The 16688-nt window shown below is 62.6% G+C and carries 14 protein-coding genes; 3 read left to right on the top strand and 11 right to left on the bottom strand.

The window, feature by feature from the left end; translation table 11 throughout:
- The 4 genes from RMO89_RS19140 to RMO89_RS19125 form a co-directional block, all read right to left on the bottom strand.
- Nucleotides 1–1740 (bottom strand): TonB-dependent receptor domain-containing protein (locus RMO89_RS19140; RefSeq protein WP_310535173.1); only part of this gene is annotated, 1740 nt, incomplete at its 3' end.
- Between the two features lie 136 nt (nucleotides 1741–1876).
- Nucleotides 1877–2668: an SDR family NAD(P)-dependent oxidoreductase gene (locus RMO89_RS19135; RefSeq protein WP_310535175.1), complete on the bottom strand. Its 792-nt coding sequence runs from the start codon at nucleotides 2666–2668 to the stop codon at nucleotides 1877–1879.
- Nucleotides 2669–2673: 5 nt separating this feature from the next.
- Complete coding sequence (locus tag RMO89_RS19130) at nucleotides 2674–3963, bottom strand: cytochrome P450 (protein ID WP_310535172.1); 1290 nt, start codon at nucleotides 3961–3963, stop codon at nucleotides 2674–2676.
- A 140-nt stretch (nucleotides 3964–4103) separates the two neighbouring features.
- On the bottom strand, nucleotides 4104–4631 hold the full coding sequence (locus tag RMO89_RS19125; RefSeq protein ID WP_310535171.1) for a TetR/AcrR family transcriptional regulator: 528 nt from the start codon (nucleotides 4629–4631) through the stop codon (nucleotides 4104–4106).
- A 202-nt stretch (nucleotides 4632–4833) separates the two neighbouring features.
- On the opposite strand from RMO89_RS19125, the gene RMO89_RS19120 reads away from it, so the two are divergent.
- Nucleotides 4834–5823, top strand: coding sequence for a cytochrome D1 domain-containing protein (locus tag RMO89_RS19120; RefSeq protein WP_310535170.1), 990 nt, complete (start codon nucleotides 4834–4836; stop codon nucleotides 5821–5823).
- A 9-nt stretch (nucleotides 5824–5832) separates the two neighbouring features.
- On the opposite strand, the gene RMO89_RS19115 is transcribed toward RMO89_RS19120, so the two are convergent.
- A complete protein-coding gene (locus RMO89_RS19115) occupies nucleotides 5833–6768 on the bottom strand; it encodes an SDR family oxidoreductase (RefSeq protein WP_310535169.1) in 936 nt (311 codons plus the stop codon).
- Between the two features lie 98 nt (nucleotides 6769–6866).
- Here RMO89_RS19115 and RMO89_RS19110 point away from each other — a divergent pair, with 98 nt between their 5' ends.
- Both RMO89_RS19110 and RMO89_RS19105 read left to right on the top strand, forming a co-directional pair.
- A complete protein-coding gene (locus RMO89_RS19110) occupies nucleotides 6867–8216 on the top strand; it encodes a hypothetical protein (protein WP_310535168.1) in 1350 nt (449 codons plus the stop codon).
- 25 nt (nucleotides 8217–8241) lie between these two features.
- Complete coding sequence (locus RMO89_RS19105; protein WP_310535167.1) at nucleotides 8242–9648, top strand: acyl-CoA reductase; 1407 nt, start codon at nucleotides 8242–8244, stop codon at nucleotides 9646–9648.
- Nucleotides 9649–9670: 22 nt separating this feature from the next.
- Here RMO89_RS19105 and RMO89_RS19100 read toward each other — a convergent pair whose 3' ends face one another.
- The 6 genes from RMO89_RS19100 to RMO89_RS19075 form a co-directional block, all read right to left on the bottom strand.
- The gene (locus tag RMO89_RS19100) at nucleotides 9671–10264 is read right to left on the bottom strand and encodes a TetR/AcrR family transcriptional regulator (RefSeq protein WP_310535165.1); all 594 of its coding nucleotides are present in this window, start codon (nucleotides 10262–10264) and stop codon (nucleotides 9671–9673) included.
- Between the two features lie 37 nt (nucleotides 10265–10301).
- Nucleotides 10302–11948, bottom strand: a complete 1647-nt coding sequence (locus RMO89_RS19095; protein ID WP_310535164.1) for a hypothetical protein — start codon at nucleotides 11946–11948, stop codon at nucleotides 10302–10304.
- Entirely contained in the window at nucleotides 11945–12424 is a 480-nt protein-coding gene (locus tag RMO89_RS19090; RefSeq protein WP_310535163.1) for a VOC family protein, read from the bottom strand. Before RMO89_RS19090 ends, RMO89_RS19095 begins: the two co-directional genes overlap by 4 nt.
- A gap of 8 nt (nucleotides 12425–12432) precedes the next feature.
- Nucleotides 12433–13779: a DUF1552 domain-containing protein gene (locus tag RMO89_RS19085; protein WP_310535161.1), complete on the bottom strand. Its 1347-nt coding sequence runs from the start codon at nucleotides 13777–13779 to the stop codon at nucleotides 12433–12435.
- Nucleotides 13776–15500, bottom strand: a complete 1725-nt coding sequence (locus tag RMO89_RS19080) for a DUF1592 domain-containing protein (protein WP_310535159.1) — start codon at nucleotides 15498–15500, stop codon at nucleotides 13776–13778. Before RMO89_RS19080 ends, RMO89_RS19085 begins: the two co-directional genes overlap by 4 nt.
- Nucleotides 15501–15762: 262 nt before the next feature.
- Nucleotides 15763–16485: an IS6 family transposase gene (locus RMO89_RS19075; protein WP_310535157.1), complete on the bottom strand. Its 723-nt coding sequence runs from the start codon at nucleotides 16483–16485 to the stop codon at nucleotides 15763–15765.
- Between the last annotated feature and the right edge of the window lie 203 nt (nucleotides 16486–16688).

The raw sequence follows: 16688 nt of genomic DNA, 5'->3' as shown, positions 1-16688 counted from the left end.
GAGCAGGTTCGACTTGAAGCCAACTTCATAGGACTTTGACGTTTCCGCGCCGAACGTGGTGTGCGCGATTTCCAGCGGCGAATAGGAGATCGAGAAGTCGCCGATTGCCCGCACTGGCGGACGCGCCGAACTGCCGGTTGCAGCATAGACCATCAGATCATCGGTAAACTTGTGGCGCAGCGTGGCGCTGTAAACGGTCTTCGAGATATCGTAACTGTTGTTGGTGTTCGGTGTGACGGTGCACGAGCCAGCCGCAAAAGTGGCCGGAGTGCAACTGATGTACAGGCCGAGCGCGTTGTTCTTGAAGTTGATCCGGCGCAGGCCGCCCGAGATTTCGGTCTGTTCACCAATGTGGGCTGTGATGTTGCCGAAGAACGACGATTCCTTGCCCGTGCCCGGTGCCAGATAGATCGGCGTGGCATTGACGATGTTGGCCACCTTGAACAGCTGCAGATTGCCCGTGCCGGCAAAGATCGGAGCATAGCCTTCAAGCACGGTCTGCGAGGTCAGCTCGGTTGTCGAACCGCCCTTCTGGTTGAAATAGCCGATCACGTAATCGAAGATCCCGGCCACGCGCTCGTCGTTCTGCAGGCGAATTTCATGCGTGCGGTCGCTGCTTGAGGTTCTGGTATCCTGCTGTAGCACCAGCGTCGGCCAGATCGCACCCGGGTCCGAATTGGTTGTCGGGTGAAACTGCGTCTGGGTGTCCGATCCGACATAGATCAGCCGCTGCCCGGCAAAGTTGACTTCCGCATTCCACTGCCAGAACTGGAAGTTGGTCTCGACAAAGCGCGGCGTGAACATCACGGCCTTGCGGTCCGCGAGGGTGATCGTAGCGTAATTACCTGCAGGCGATGTGCCGAGTGAAGGCACGCCGAAGGGCGCGATGTTTGCAGTGATCGACTGCTGGGCGGCCGGCAGGGCAAAGCCGGAGACGACCTGGCTCATTGACTCCACCTGATCGTACTGCAGCGCCTTGTAGCGCATGCCCTGATAGGTAACGCCGGCCTTGAACCAGTCCGCCGGCTCGAATGCCAACGAAGCACGGATAGCTTCGGTCTTGGTCTTCGGCGGGGTGGTGTTGTTGACGCTAAAAATGCGGTTGCCCTGCCCTTCATCGACCAGACCGGCAACGCGGACGGCAAGCACGTCCTTGATGATCGGCGTGCCGACGCCGAACTGGACGTTGCGCGTGTGGCCCGAGCCACCGGTCAGCGAAATCGACGCGCCGGGCTCGCTCATGTTGGGCTTGCGCCAGTCGATATTAATCGCACCCGACGGGGTCGAACGGCCGCGCAACGTACCCTGCGGGCCACGTTCCACCGAGATCATGCTGATGTCGAAGATCGCCTGCAGCGCGAGGTTGGAGCTGGCCGGCGAGTTGTTGACGTAATACTGGATCGTGCCGTTGTTGCCCGACACGTTCACGTCATGATTGACGCCGCGCATCGACGACGATGAACCGATACCGTTGGAGTTCGACACCAGCGACAGACCCGGAACGACCGAAGTGATTTCGCGCACGTCGCGGATGTTCAGCTTGCCGAGCTGCTCCGAGGTGACCGCGTTGACGACCAGCGGCACGTCCTGCACGCTTTCATCGCGGCGGCGAGCCTGGACGATGATGGTATCGTCGTTGAAACCTTCGTTTTCCGAATTATCGGCCGTCTGGCCAAATGCCGGAGCCGAAACGGCCAGCAGGCTGATCCCCGCCAGCGCCATGGAACGCAAAACTCGCATATTTCCCCTCCCTCGAAATTGCCGGCAGTTGTTGCTCGGCAGAATTTTTATGCTGTGTGGTGACGCATAAATCTGCAAGGCACTTTATGCAACACAATATTGCATAGGAGGCTGCGCCGGGAAATTTGGTTATTCCTCAGCCCCGAGGAGACGCTGCGAATGTTGTCAGCGGCGTTGAAAGGCCGCCATCCAACCGGATCGTCTGTCCATTGAGGAAAGGCGTGCGGATCATCGCCTCGACCAGGCTGGCATATTCGTCGGCATGGCCGAACCGCTTGGGAAAGGCGACGTTTGCCGTAAGCGCCGTCTTGATGGCATAAGGTGCGGCGGCGAGACGAGGCGTGAGGATCGGGCCGGGCGCGATCGCATTTGCCCGCACGCCGATCTCCGCAAGATCGCGGGCCATGGCGGTCGTCATGCTGACGATAGCGCCCTTGGCCGCCGCATAAGCAACCTGCCGCGCCTGTCCATCATAGGCCGCGGTCGAGGCCGTGTTGATGATCAGCCCGCGCCCGCCATCACCGTCCGGTTCATTCGCGGCAAAGGCTGCGGCGCAGAGCCGAGAGACGTTGAACGGGCCCATCAGATGCAGCTCAAGCATCTCGCGGAAGACATCCATGCCATGCGGCACGCCGCTCGCATCGGCCATGGCCGGAGAATTGATCGCGACCCCGGCGGCATTCACGCAGAGGCGAAAATTGCCGATCCGCAGCGCCTCGCCGATCGCCCGGTGGATCGCGTCATCATCGCCGTGGCTTCCGGCCACAGCCACGGCCAGCGGACCAAGCTCCCTGGCAAACGCGCTTGCCCGGTCGGAATCGGGCTCGAAGATGACCACGCCCATGCCCAGTCCGGCGAGCCGCCGCGCGGTCGCTCCGCCGAGCCCGCCCGCTCCGCCGCAGACTAGGGCAGACTGGCCAGCAAACACGCTGCTCAACCTGCCGCCTCCGCCGGTGTGAACTTCACGTGCAGGTGGGACAGGCCGCGAATGATGAAGCTGGGTTCGAATTCGAAAGTGCGGGTGCCCGGCAGTCCGTGATGCCCTTCATCGATCTCGATAAGCGAGGTCTGCTTGAGCAACTGCTCCAGAATGACGCGCACTTCCACGCGTGCAAGCGGCGCCCCCGCGCAGGTATGCTTGCCGCGGCCAAACGCGACGTGTTCCTTGATCCTGGGTCGGTCCAGATTGAATGCGTCAGGTTCCTGCCAGCGATTAGCGTCGCGGTTCGCCGCCGAAATAGCGAGCAGGATGCGCGTGCCGGCTTTCACTTCGCGGCCACCGATGCGGGTATCGCGGCGGACCAGCCGGGCGGTCTGCTTGGTCGATCCTTCCAGCCGCAGCACTTCCTCAATCATCGCGGGGATCAGCGAGGGATCGGCGCGCAGCTTGTCCTGCAGGCCCGGCACGTCGACGATATAGCGCACCGCATTGCCCAGCAGCTTCGCGCTCGTATCCTGACCTGCGCCGAACATGAAGGTGCCGAGCGAGATCAGGTCCACCATGGTCGGCTTGGTGCCGTCGGAATATTCGGCATGGGCGAGTTCCGAGAGGATATCCTCACGCGGGGCGGCCTGACGCTCCATGATGTAGCGTGCGAAATAGCCCGCCATGGCCAGCATCGGATGATCGGTGCGCGACAGGTCGTTCAGACTGCTGTCGAGATTGCCGGGGGCGGGCGAAGCCTCGATCATCGCCATGAAGGTGTCGCGATCCTCTTCCGGAACGCCGAGCAAGTCGGCGATGACGATGGTGACGAAGGGTGTCGCGATTTCCTTGATCAGGTCGCATTGGCCCTGGCTGACTACCCGGCGGATCATCTGCTGCGAATAGGCCGCGATGAATTGCTCGTTCGCCTTGAGCCGCGAGGGCGTGAACAGCCGGTTCATGAATCCCCGCAGCCGGGTATGAGCATCGTCATCAAGGTTCACGACGAGATCCCCGCCGAGAAACTGCGACCGGTGCGCTTCGATCTGATCGGTAATGTCCGGCCCTTGCGGTACGAACGGCAGCGGTGTGGCGGCGCCGGCAAGGCCGATGATGGCCGAGAAATCGCGGTGGTTGTTGAAGATCTCCACCGCCTCGTCGAACCCCGTGACGATCAGGTAGTCGCGTCCCTCGGGCCGATAGACCGGCCCGTGCTGGGCAACGGCATCGAAGAACGCATAAGGTTCGCGGGCAATTTCGAAATCGGTGAAATAGTCGCGGTCTTCAAGCTTGGTCACTCTGCAATCTCCCGGCGCGCCAGCCGGCCGTGCCCGGAATCATCCGGGCAAGCGAGCTCAGCTACAACACTTATGCGCCAATATGGCGCATAAATCGGAAGGGTGCAATGTCGTTGTGGAGAGAGAATGACCCGCCGCGGTCAATCGGGGCTGATGACCGAAGTGACAAGCAGGCGGTAGAGGATCTGTGCCACGGCCTCGACGCTGTATGCGCCTTCGGGCTGGGCCACCCACCAGGCAAGAGTTTCGGCAATCAGCGTGGCGGCGCAGATTGTGCCGAGCTCTTTAGGTAGCCAGCTGTTCACTTGCGGTTCCTGCGCGGCCACCAGTTGTGACTGGTGCAGCCACTCCTCGCGCATGGCCGAGGCAGCCCCGCCGTTTAGCAGGATCGCCCATAGGGTCCGGTGGTCGGCGACGAATTGGCAGAGTGCCCGGAACCCGGCTTCGTAACTGTCAGCCTCGCGGATGGCGAGCGTGAGATTGTTGAGTTCGCGGATCTGCTCTTTGGCAATATCGTTGAGCAGCGCTTCCTTCGTTTCATGATGGCGAAAGAAGGTGGCATAATGGATGCCGGCCTGATTGCAGATGTCGCGAACGGTGATCTGGTCAAATGCCGTGTTCGGCAACAGGGCCAGCAGCGCCTCACGCAGCGCCTGCCCGGACCTCACCGCACGCAGGTCCTTCGACCTTGACGATGACGGCGTCGGACGGTTATGCGACACACTATCGCTTATTCCACGGCGAGGGCGAGCTGTTTCAGGCATGAGCCTGCTCTGGCGCAGAAACAGGCATTTATGCAAGCCTGCGCCTCTACTCGGCCCACGGGTGTTTCAAGATGCGACCAGCATTGGTGAATTTGGGAGATACGGCATGCGCCTCAGGAACCTCGTCTCCTCACTCCTGTTTGCGGCAATTGTCAGCGGCCCCGCATCGGCAGATGTGCTGATCGTTGGCAACAAGGGCGAAGATACCGTCAGCTTCATCTCCCTGAAATCGGGCAAGCTCTGCGCCCGGGTCAGCACAGGCAAGGCCCCGCACGAAATTGCGATTTCCCCGGATGGCAGGCAAGCCGCTGTCGTCGCTTATGGCGGCACATCAATCGACCTGTTCAATATCCGCGAGCAACGGCTGGTTCGCCGCATCGACCTCGCGCCCAATGCCGGCCCTCATGGCATTGCCTGGATCTCCGCTGGCCGAATCGCCGTGACTTTCGATCGCAGCAATTCGGTCGCGCTGATCGATCCGCGTGACCTTAGCTTCACCTCGGTTGCGACAGGTCAGCGCGGATCGCACATGTTGGCAGTCTCACCCGATGGGCGGCGCGCCCATGTGGCCAATATCCTGTCGGGATCGGTGACCGTCATCGATCTGGATCGCATGGTTAAACTGCGCGATATAGCCACCGGCGGAAATCCCGAGGCCATCGCGATCACCCGCGACGGCAAGGATCTCTGGGTTGGTGACCATTCTGGCCCGCGCGTACGGGTGATCGATCTGGCCACGGGCAAACTTGCCGCGACGCTGCCCACCGACCCCTTCGCCATTCGGCTGGCCATGACCCCGGACGGCAAGACCGCCGTGGCGTCGAACTTTCAATCCGGCACCCTCAGCCTGTTCGACGTGCGATCGCGGCGCCCGCTGCGGACGATCAAGCTCAGCGGATCGGCAAAGGCGATGCAGGTGACGATCGCCATCAGCAACAATTCGCGCCTTGCCTATGTCGCCGAGACCGGCAGCGATCAAATTGCCGAGGTGGACCTGCGCGCCGGCAAGGTGCTGCGCCGTATTCCCACTGGCAGGGGCGGCGATGGCTTGGCGGTGATCAAAGGCAACTGCTCGGTGCCTGACAGGGAGCCATAGGCGGCTGTATCACGCACCGAAGGAGACCCCGGCCAGTTCCTCGGATAGCCGCCACAGCCGCTCTCCGGCCTCATCGTCAAGCGCGCTGGCACCGTATGGGCATTCGTCCGTGGCGCCTCTCATCTCCAGAAAGCCGGTAGGCCCATAAAGCCGTCCACTCTCAGCGTGCGGCGACAGGCTGGCGTGCAGGATCGGATCAGCCCCGGCCGCAGCCGAGTGCCCGAGCAGGGGAACGAGCAGGCGGGTGGACAGCAGCGTCATGAAGCTCTTCGGCCCACCCTCGGCCGCGAACAGGTTGGTTCCGGCGAATCCGGGATGGGCCGCCATGCTGGCCAGCGCCCAGCCCTGTGCCCGGGCGCGCTGGTGCAAGGTGCGGGCGAAAAGCGCCACGGCGAGTTTAGAGCGACAATAGGCAACCCCCGGCTGATATTTGCGCTCACACTGCAAATCATCGAAGTCCATCCGGCCATAGCGATGGGCAATGCTTGTCACGCTCACCACCCTGGCCGAGCCGGACTTCCGCAACAGCGGCAACAATCCCGCCGTCAGCGCAAAATGGCCGAGATGGTTGGTGGCAAACTGCGCTTCGAAACCGTCGACCGTTACCCGCCGCTGGGGCGGCGACATGATCCCGGCATTATTGACCAACAGGTCAATCGACCCGCCTTGTGCAATCATCCGCCCGGTGAAGTCTTTGACAGAAGCCAGCGCGGCAAGGTCGAGCACTTCGAAGCGCAGTTCAGCGCCCGGGACTGCCGCGGCGATCCCGGCCACTGCATCGTGCCCTTTCTGCGCATTGCGACCGGCGATAATCACGCGCGCGCCGAGGTCGGCGAGCTTAGTCGCGACCTCGAATCCAAGCCCGCCTGTGCCAGTGACGACGGCTGTTCGCCCGTCCTGCCGTGAGTATTGCGCTGTTATCGCGGGCTTTCCGTAGTTCGCCATTTCTGCTCTCCTGCTTGATTAGCGACACCATTATATATTCCATTGTATAACGTAAATACCTCTGTAAGCTGTCCCCAACGAATCAGGGAGAGAATGCCGTGAGAGAGAACGTCGAGCGCCTGTTGGCCCACATGCCGTCGCGAACTGGTTTTGATGTTTCGGCGCTTGATCTGCGCGAGACGCAAATCGCCGCACTGAACGAACGGTTCCAGTCTGCAGTTGATCGGATCAAGCTGCTGCGCCTGCGCGCTGATGAAGCTGGCATCACGGAAATTCGCAGTCTTGAAGACGTTGTGCCGCTGCTGCTGCCGCACACCGCCTACAAGAGCTATCCAGAGTCATTCCTTGCTGACAAACGCTGGGACCGGCTCACCCGCTGGCTGGGGACGGTCTCGGCCTATCCGACCGACACCGTCGACCTCAGTGAAGTTGCCGACATGGACGACTGGGTCAACGCTTGCGGTGATGCTGGCCATTTCGTGTCCTGCTCAAGCGGCACGACCGGCAAGCCAGCAGTGCTGAACGCAAGTCGCGCCGATCTCGACTTTGCCGCCCGTGAAGGCGTCGAGGCGGTCCAGTGGGGCTCTGCTATCCGCGCAGGCGACAAGCGCACCGTCGCCAGCTTTGGCGCGACCGCGCATTCGCCGCGCAATACGGCCACCGGCACGGCGCTGATTGGCGCCTTCGCGGACTTTGCCAAGCTGTCGCCGCCGTCGGATGCTGCGCCGATCACTGTGGGGTCGATTTCACGCATGATCGCGCTGCGCAAGGCCGTGGCCGATGGCTCGGCGCTACCCGAGGAGATTGCCGAGTACGAGCGCGAATCCGCCCAGCGGCAAGCTGCGCAGGATGGCGCCTTGGGGCGGGCGGCGGATGACATCCTCGCGCGGCGCGGCGACCGTCTGATGATCATGGCCATGTGGGGGCCGCTGTACCAATTGGCCGCCGAAGTGCGCAGCCGGGGCTTTTCCGGCAAGGACTTCAACCCCGAAAACGGCGTTTTCCTTGGCGGCGGGCTGAAGCGCGCGCGGGTGCCGGCCGACTACAAGGAATTCATCTACGAGACCTTCAATCTCTCGCCCGCCTATACTTACCAGATGTACGGCATGCAGGAGATCCAGACATCGATGCCGCGCTGTCAGGCCGGCGGGCGCTATCACGTGCCGGCATGGCTAGTTTGCCTGCCACTCGACAAGGAAGGCAGTACGTTGCTGCCACTTGACCAAGGCGAGGTTCAGGGCCGCGCAGCGTTCTTTGACCTGTCGATGGACGGCCGCTGGGGCGGGGTCATTTCGGGCGATCAGATCGAGGTTGATTTCAGCCCCTGCGCCTGCGGAGCCGCCTCACCGTCGATCCGCGATTCGATCGTCCGCTACGCCGATCTGGAAGGCGACGACAAGATCGGCTGCGCCGGCACGGTTGATGCCTATGTTCGCGGCCTGACCTGAAAAACGCCCTGAGAGGAAGCCTGACATGGACATCCAAGACACGCCGCAGCCGGCCCCGTTTTTCGTTCGCGGCAAGCTGGTTGAAGGGCAGGACACGATCCACCGGTCGCGCGATCTTGGCGTTGCCTTTGCCACGCCCGAGTTGCACCTGAACGCGCTGGTCCATCCGCGCACCGAACTGCCGCCTCTGCTCAATGTGCCGCTGGCCGAGATCATGGATTTCCTCACCGAAGCCGGACAGAAGCTGCTGGCCAAGGGCAACCCGGCGGTCGAGGCTTGCATCGAGCGCATGACGCGGGTCAGCCTGCAACCGCATGCCGTGGTCGCCGGAGCCATCCGCGAAGCTGCCTCCTATCTCGACCGCCAATCGATGATGGAAGTGGTGGAGAAGAATTTCGCCAACCCCAAGGTGCTCGATGAATGGGTGCCGCAGGCCGACCATACCGGGCGCCGCAGCTTTGTCCGTGCCTATCCCCCGCGGCTGATCCACGTGCTGCCCGGCAATTCGCCCGGCATGGGCATCCGCTCGCTGGCGCAGGGGGCGCTGGTCAAGGCGGTCAACCTGTTCAAGATGCCGTCCGCCGATCCGTTCACCACGGTCATGTTCCTCCAAATCATGGCCGAAGTTGATCCCGAACATCCTGTCCTGCGATCGATGTCAGCCGTTTACTGGCGTGGCGGCGATGAGGCCGTGGAGCTCGTGCTCTACCGCCCGCAGTATTTCGACAAGCTGGTCGCCTGGGGCGGCGGTGACGCCATCGGCAATGTGATGAAGTACATCGGCCCGGGCTTTCAATTGGTGTCGTTCGACCCCAAGACGTCGATCTCGATGGTCGGGCGCGAGGTGTTTGCCGACGAGGAATCGCTGGCCCAGGCCGCCGAACTCAATGCTCAGGACGTCTCGATCCTCAATCAGGAAGCCTGCGTGTGCAGCCGCTTCACCTTCATCGAGGCGGATCAGGACCAGGCCGATCGCTACGCCCGCGCGCTGGCCGAACGGCTGCGGATTGACCGGACCGGCGAAGGCCAGCCGCGTCCGCTCGACATGGCGCTCAAGGAAGAAATCGACACCCTGCGCCTGATGGACGAGGACTATGCCGTGTTCGGTGCCTCCGATGGGCGCGGCATTGCCATCCGCTCTGACGAGCCGGTGGACTTCCACCCCCTGCGCAAGACCGCGAACGTGGTCCGCGTCGATGACCTGATGAAGGCGATGAAATACGTCAATGTCGCCACGCAGACCGTCGGCGTCTGGCCGTTCAGCCGTATTCCGCAGCTGCGCGACCGTCTAGCCAGTGGTGGCGCGCAGCGGACGGTCAGGCTGGGAGAGGCAGGGCCTTCAACCATCGGCAATCCGCACGATGCGATGTATCCGCTGCACCGATTTGTCCACTGGATGGCGCATGAGGACGGCTGCAACGGCGACGATTGAGGGGCGCACGCGCCAGCTTCAATCACACCAGCTTGATCTCTTTGGCAAAGATGGTCGGCTGCACGACGAGGTGATTGAGGAAAGCGATGACGTTCTGCACGGGATAGTCCTCGGGCTGCGCCAGCCACCAGACGAGGATCTCGAAAATACCTGCGCTGACGAAAGCCGAGGCCAGCGGCACCGGCAGCCACGGATTGGCGCGCGGCCCGGTGACCCCGTATTCGGCTGAGAGGCGGGCAAATTCTTCGCGCATGGCCGGCGCGGCGCCGGTGGTGAGCAGCGACGTCCACAGCGCCCGGTTCGCCTGAATATGCGCGCAAATCGCGCCAAGGCTGGCGTCCGGGCCTTCGGCTTCAAGCACCGGATAGGTGCGCGCCATCAGGTTGCGCACTTCCTCAGCCGCGACCTCGGCCAGCAGTTCTTCCTTACTGCCATAGCGGCGGAAAAACACCGGGTAGCTGACTCCCGCACGGCCGGTGATATCGCGAATCGTGATTTCATGCAGCGGGCGTTCGCCCAACAGGTCAAGCAAGCCATTGCGCAGCGCCTGCCGCGACCGCAGCGCGCGGGCATCGTCGGGCTTCGACATCCTCTCTATGGCGCGGCTTGAATGCATTAGCTTCCTATGCCCAAGCAGGGGCGGCTTTGCAAAGCTACTTGCGCGCCTTGAACTGTCCGCCCTTGCCCAGCGCCTGCCGGTCTTCGGGCGGAATGAACGCCGGGATGCCTTCGATTTCATAGGCCGCCGAAATTCCGGTGTATTCTCCGCTGATCGGGTCCTTCAGTCCATCGGCGGCGCGGCGCACGGCGTTGTACATTCCCGGACTGTTGAAGCCGATGGTGTTCTCGTAGTCGGATGCCTGAAAGAAGGCCGACGAGAGATATTTGCGCCAATCGCGGTAGCCGCCGAGCACAGCCTTCATCGTGCCGTCCTCGCCAAACTCGATCCGCATCCTCGCTTCGGCCAGGGTCCAGGTGGTGGCCGGCCCTTCGTGCATCGTGACTTTCGGATGGGCGTTGGTGGTCAGCACGCCATTCACGATCTTGCCGCGAAAGCGCGCGAAACTTTGCGAGAACTCGGGATTGGCATTCACCCGGAACGAGTAATCCGGCAGGACGATCTTGGAGCTGCCATCGCGCTTCATCGGATCGGCGCTGTAGAGCAAGGTCACCGCAACATCGTCGTCATTGCGCCAGTCTTCGACGCTGCTGACATCGACCAGCATCGACAGGCCGCCGGCGCGGCGCAGTTCGTTGCCGATCATCGGCAGGAAGCCATTGCGGCGCCAGCCGGCGATGCAGCCCTGCACGGTGAAAAGCTGGTTATCGATGCCCTTGCGCCCATCGGGAGAGGTATAGTTCGGGTGCGGCCGGGTACTTGCCGGGAACGGGGCCGTGCCGTCGTTGCCGTCCAGATCGAACCCGCGAACGATGTCTGCCTGCGGGGCGACATGGCCGGGATCGGCAACGATACCGGGGAGCAGGATGACGTTCATCTCGTCCGGGCCGCGATAGGGCAGGACTACGGTGTTGGCGCCGCCCTTGCTGGCCAGGGCAGCCTTCTGCTGCGCCGCGCGCTCAGGCGACATCAGCGCATAGTATTCGTCCTGCGTCGGCTTGCGGTTCATCTGCAGGCACTGCCGGTCATTGGCATCGGCAATCGGCGCAAACCACGAGACGAGGAAGGTCCGCCCCTCCCCGCCCTTGGGCGCAGGCGGCAGGACGGCGGGCTTGGTCGTGATCACCCGGGGTTTTGGCTGCGGCGCATGGTTGATCCGCGTGATGCCCTCGAAGTTCAAGGCAAAGGCCTGCTCGGGCGCGCCTTCGGCAACCGGGCACGACAGGCGCACGTTGCTGAGCGTATAACGGTAAAATTCAGGCACATCCGCAGGGCGCGGGCCATGTTCCTGGATATGCCGGGCAAGGTCTGCGGATTCGGCATAACCTACTTGCGCGAGAACCGTGCCGCTGCGGCAGATTTCCATGAGCCGGGCGAGCCCGGGGCTGTTCTTCGCCACGGACAGCGCCAGCATCGAAGGCCCGCTGGCCGGTGAGGTTGGCCCGGTGAATTTCAGCCCGCTTTCCTTGCCGGAAATGCCGCGAATTTCACGCCGTGCCGGGCGGCTCGTCCAGTAATTCGCCTCGGCCTGCACCCAGTTCCGAAAGACAGGATGCCGCGCGCCGCCATCGACGCCGGGAATTTCGACATAGCTGGGACCGATGTAATCGGCCCGCGCGGGAGTGCTGGCGAGCAGGCTTGCCACAAGCGCAATCGAGGGCAGGGAGCGGGCGCCAATCACGACGCGGGCTTCCCAGGTGTTTCGATCAGTTCGAGCCGGTAGCCATCCGGATCGGTCACCATCATCATCCGGATCGCGCCGTGGACGAGCTTGATCTCGCCACCCTTGAACCCCAGCCGCTCCAGCCGCGCGGCAACGCCGGCCAGATCGGGCATCCGCATCGCGATGCGGTCAAAGCCGTGAGCATGTGCAATCGGGCGGATAGGACCGGTCTTGTCAGTGACAAACATGATCCCCGCCTCCGCCGGGTTTGGTCCAAAGCCGACCACCATGTCCGGACGGTCCGCCGGGCCAAAGCGCATCCGCAGCTTCATGCCCAGCCCTTCAGTGTAGAACTTCAGCGAACGCGCGGGATCGGTGACGTAAAGCGCCGGTCCGACCATGCCTTCGGGCGAAATCGCGGGCGCGGCCGAAGCTTGGGCGTTTGCGGCAGCGGGCAAGCAGTTAGCCAGCATGGCGGCTGCGATCAGTCTCATCGGAACCTTCATGCCATGACCTCCGAAATCGGCTTGCTGGTCTTCATTGCGCCGTCGCCCCATTCGGTGACCGGCATTCCCATGACCTGCTGGATGGTCAGGCCGACCCGCGAGCTGGGATCGCCATTGCCGCTGATATGCTGCCCCTGCTTCCAGCGTCCGCCGGCGGAACCGGCGACAAGGATCGGCAGGTTGTCGACCGAGTGGATCTTGGCGAAATTGCTTTCGGAAGTGGCCAGCACCAGGCTGTTGTCGAGCAGCGTCCCTGCCCCTTCTTTCACGCCGTCCATCATCTTGAGCATCGAGGCGAGCGTCTCCATGCTGCGCTCGATGAAGAACGTCGCCTTGGGCTGGTAGCCGAGCTTTTCATCGACCGGCTCTTCGTGCGTCAATTCATGGAAGGCAACCGGATCACCGGGCTTGCGCAGGTTCGATCCCGCGTTGGACAAGGCCATGTTGAACACACGCGTCTGGTTGCAGGCGAGTGCCATCACCAGCAGCTGCCCCAGCAAGTCGTGCGTGCGCGTGGCCACGTCCCACGTCGGCCCCAGCTCGCGCTTGCCGGGTTCGGTGGGAAGCACGCAGGCCTGCGCCGGTTCGGGCTTTTCGAGCAGCTTACCGAGCTGCTGCTCGACCTGCCTGACGGAAGTGAAATACTGGTCAGCGCGCTGCCGGTCGGCCGCTCCCAATGAGCGCATCAGGTCCTCGCGCTCGTCCTTGACCGAGCTGAGGACACTTTGCCGGAGCATCACTTCCGGGTCCGGCGTGAATTCCGCCTTGTTGGGATCGCGGAATTCAGCGCCGAACATGCGGCGATAGAGCTGAACCGGATCAACCTCGCTGGGGTTCACGGTCGAGCCGGCGCGCATCGAATAGCTGACATTCGATTGCCCGGTGCAGGCCAGTTCGAGCGAGCGGAAGCGGGTATTGCCGCCGATGTGATCGGAAATCAGGCAATCGAGTGTTGGCAGCAGGCTCGTCCCGCCCGTAACGCCACCGGTCAGCGGCGCCGCGCCCGACATCGTCGCCATCACACCCGACCAATGGACGAGGTTCGGCTTGCCATCGAGCACGCAGTTGAAGTTGGAAAAGACCGACACCTTGCTGCGCAGGTCACCGATGGGCGACAGTTCCGGCTTGAGGTCGTAATCCTTGCCAAGCTTGCTGGGGAACCAGCGGGCGGTATTGACCCCGCAGCCCCAGAACCAGGTACCGAACCGCGTCGGGATCGGCGCGCCGCTGGCCAGCGCCTCGCCATTGCCGTCAAGGAGCATGTCGAACAGCGGCAGCGCCACGGCGACGCTCGCCCCGCGCAACATTCCTTGCAGCAAGCTGCGCCTGGACCACTTGCTCATCGTGATTTTCCTTCCGCCTGACCTGCATTTTTGTATGTCGTTCTAACCGGCGACAGCAGCGCGACTGCGCAGATCGCATCGCTCATCGCCAGACTCTTCATCAGTGCAGGGAACCGGTAACCGCCGGAGGCGAAGCGGGCCGCTGACTGCTCGAGCACGGCCGTATCCGCCTCCGCTGCCTCACGTCCCACAGAATATTCGAACGCCCGGCGCACCAGACAACTCGGTACCGCCTCGCTTTCGCGCAGCCGCCCCGCGAGGCCGAGCAGACCGACGTAAGGTTTGCCTTCAAAGGTGCCCGAAGCATCGATCAGCGCGCTATTCTCGTGCGTGCGGTAATTGCCCACCGCATCGTAATTCTCGAGCGAGAGCCCGATCGGATCGGTCAGCTTGTGGCAGCCGGCGCAGGCCGGGCTTTCCTGATGCACGGTCAGCCGCTGGCGCGCCGTGCGGTAAAGCGGGTTCGCAACGTCCTGAACCAGCTGGAAGTTCACGTTGGCCGGTGGCTGCGGCACCAGCTGGCACAACAGCAGTTCGCGCACGCTTTTGCCGCGGATGGTCGGTGACGAGCGGCCTTCGTGAGTCGGGTCGAGCATGAGAAAGCCGGCGAGGCTGAGAATGCCGCTGCGTGGTTCGCTCGCCGGGAAGGTATAGGGTGCCCAGCCATCAAAGGCGGTCGCCGGCACCGGCACCCGGTAAAGCGCCCCAAGGCTGCGGGTCACAAACGTCTTGCGAGTGGTGAACAGGTCCCGGTAATCGCCCCGGTTCGTCAGCAGCAGGTCAACGATGGTCCGCAGTGACTGCTCCTGCGCGTCGCGGGCGAGCGATGAATTGAACTTAGGATAGATCGCCTGGTCCTTGGCGAGGCCCTGAAACTGGTCATAGCCGAACATGTCCGAGAAGAAGGCGCGCGTGCCCTGCTCGAATCGCGGGGACGCCAGCATCGCATCGATCAGTCGGCCGGTTTTCACCGGATCACGCAGATCACCCCGAGCCACCGCATCGAGCAAGGCCTTGTCCGGCGGGGCATCCCACAAAAGGAAGCTGATGCGCGTCGCCAGCGAATAATCGTCCAGCCGCCGCCCGCCCGGCGCGGCCGGGTCCGCCACCGTCCGCTCGATGCGGAAGATGAAGTTAGGAGACACCAGGATGCGTTCGAGCGCAGCTTGCAGCCCGCGCGCCATCGATCCGCTCTTGCCGGCGGCGGTGCGGGCAAGAGCGGCAATCGAGGCCACTTCGGCTTCGGTCAGCGGCCGGCGATAGAGCTGCCGACCAAGATCGCGGATGAAAGTCTGCGCGCAGGCATCGTCAAAAGCGCTCGACGCATCATCGCAAGCAAACGCGACACGCTTTTCCTTGAACGCCTGCGCAGCGATCTGCCGGGCGCGCAATTCGTTCTGCTCGAAGCCGGAGCCCGTCACTGTAACATGGGCCTCACCAATCGCCAGCAAGCCCTTCTCGCGCAGCGATGGCTCGAAGCGGCCAGGAATGGTGATGCCGGAACCAAAGACCTGCTCAATGCTCCGCCCATATTGGGCCTCGTTGAGACGGCGCAATCCGATTGCCCCCGACGGGTTATCGGTCGAGACGACAGTTTGCGCCGATAGCGGCCCAACGGGTCCGACTGTCAGGATGGAGAGTGCTGCCACCCCCGCCGCTGCAGCCAGCGTCAAACCTTGCAGGACACCCTTGTTGCGGCGATTGACTCCCGTACCAGGCATCTAATTTTCTCCCCGTCAGACTAGTGCAAATGTATGTTCATGCGCGCTGCTGAAACCTTTACTCGAGCACATAACAGCGAGGGACAGAGGACGTCAAGATATGCGATAATGTGGCGCATAAATGAAATGTTGATGCGCGAATTACTGATCGATCTCGTTATGACGCGTGCGGTGGTTGGGGCATGCCGCCGCTGCGACGGTGCTGTCAGTCTAATCGCAACTCGTCTCCGTTTCGCGCAACTTTGGCTTTTGGTGCGAAACCTCAACCCATAAGCGACTGCCACTCGACCAATGCGGCCGAGCGGCGAAGCTTGTAGGTCTGGCGATCGATGAGGTGGCGTTCCTGGTTGAAGTGGTTGTGGACGTTGGCATGGACCGAGGCGAACTTCTGTAATGACTTCATCTGTCGAAACCGGAGCATCGCCCGCTCTCGTCGTCGGAACGGCAAGTGACTGTTCTCGACCCGGTTGTTGGCCCAACGGCCGATCTCCTGCTTCTCGGTGTTGCCGAGAACCTTCATCGCAGCCTTGTATGAAGCCAACCCATCGGTGGTGATCGCCTCGGGCGAGCCGTGGCGCTTCAGTGCCTTCTTCATGAAGGACAGGGCCGCTTCCTTGTCGCGTCGTTTGGTCACGAAACTCTCGAGGATTTCGCCTTCCTGGTCGACCGCTCGCCACAGGTAGACCATCTCGCCATTCAGCTTCACGTACATCTCGTCGAGGTGCCAGCGCCACTGCCTGAAGCCCTTCATCCGGCTAACCCGCTGGCGGCGGATGTCGCCGGCGAACATCGGCCCGAAACGGTTCCACCACATCCGCACCGTCTCGTGGCACAGGTCAATCCCGCGCTCGAACAGCAGGTCCTCGACGTTCCGCAGCGACAGTGGAAACCTGACATACATCATCACCACTAGGCGGATCACCTCAGGTGACGAGTTGAAACACCTGAACGGGCTGGGCGGCTTGGCTCTGGATTTGCGGCTCATCCGCCCTGGCTAGCACTGCCATGCGGGTCCCGCCACATTGCCCTGACAGAGCCTGCGGTGCAGTGCTAATCCCATTTGGGACTAGCTTGTGCTTGCTGACGACGTGGCAATGACCTAGCTTCAAGACATACGGGGAAGCGTCTGTCCCGGGGAGTAATATGGAGATTGGTGAAGCAGAACTCGATCTGATCGGAGCGGTCGGC

The organism is Novosphingobium sp. (assembly GCF_031424035.1).
GTDB lineage: Bacteria > Pseudomonadota > Alphaproteobacteria > Sphingomonadales > Sphingomonadaceae > Novosphingobium.
This window is presented reverse-complemented; position numbering and strand designations above follow the sequence as displayed.

Coding starts and splice junctions, on each gene's coding strand:
- RMO89_RS19080 (WP_310535159.1), bottom strand. CDS start 15,500: ATGCCTGGTACGGGAGTCAATCGCCGCAACAAGGGTGTCCTGCAAGGT.
- RMO89_RS19090 (WP_310535163.1), bottom strand. CDS start 12,424: ATGAGACTGATCGCAGCCGCCATGCTGGCTAACTGCTTGCCCGCTGCC.
- RMO89_RS19100 (WP_310535165.1), bottom strand. CDS start 10,264: ATGCATTCAAGCCGCGCCATAGAGAGGATGTCGAAGCCCGACGATGCC.
- RMO89_RS19075 (WP_310535157.1), bottom strand. CDS start 16,485: ATGAGCCGCAAATCCAGAGCCAAGCCGCCCAGCCCGTTCAGGTGTTTC.
- RMO89_RS19120 (WP_310535170.1), top strand. CDS start 4,834: ATGCGCCTCAGGAACCTCGTCTCCTCACTCCTGTTTGCGGCAATTGTC.
- RMO89_RS19085 (WP_310535161.1), bottom strand. CDS start 13,779: ATGAGCAAGTGGTCCAGGCGCAGCTTGCTGCAAGGAATGTTGCGCGGG.
- RMO89_RS19115 (WP_310535169.1), bottom strand. CDS start 6,768: ATGGCGAACTACGGAAAGCCCGCGATAACAGCGCAATACTCACGGCAG.
- RMO89_RS19105 (WP_310535167.1), top strand. CDS start 8,242: ATGGACATCCAAGACACGCCGCAGCCGGCCCCGTTTTTCGTTCGCGGC.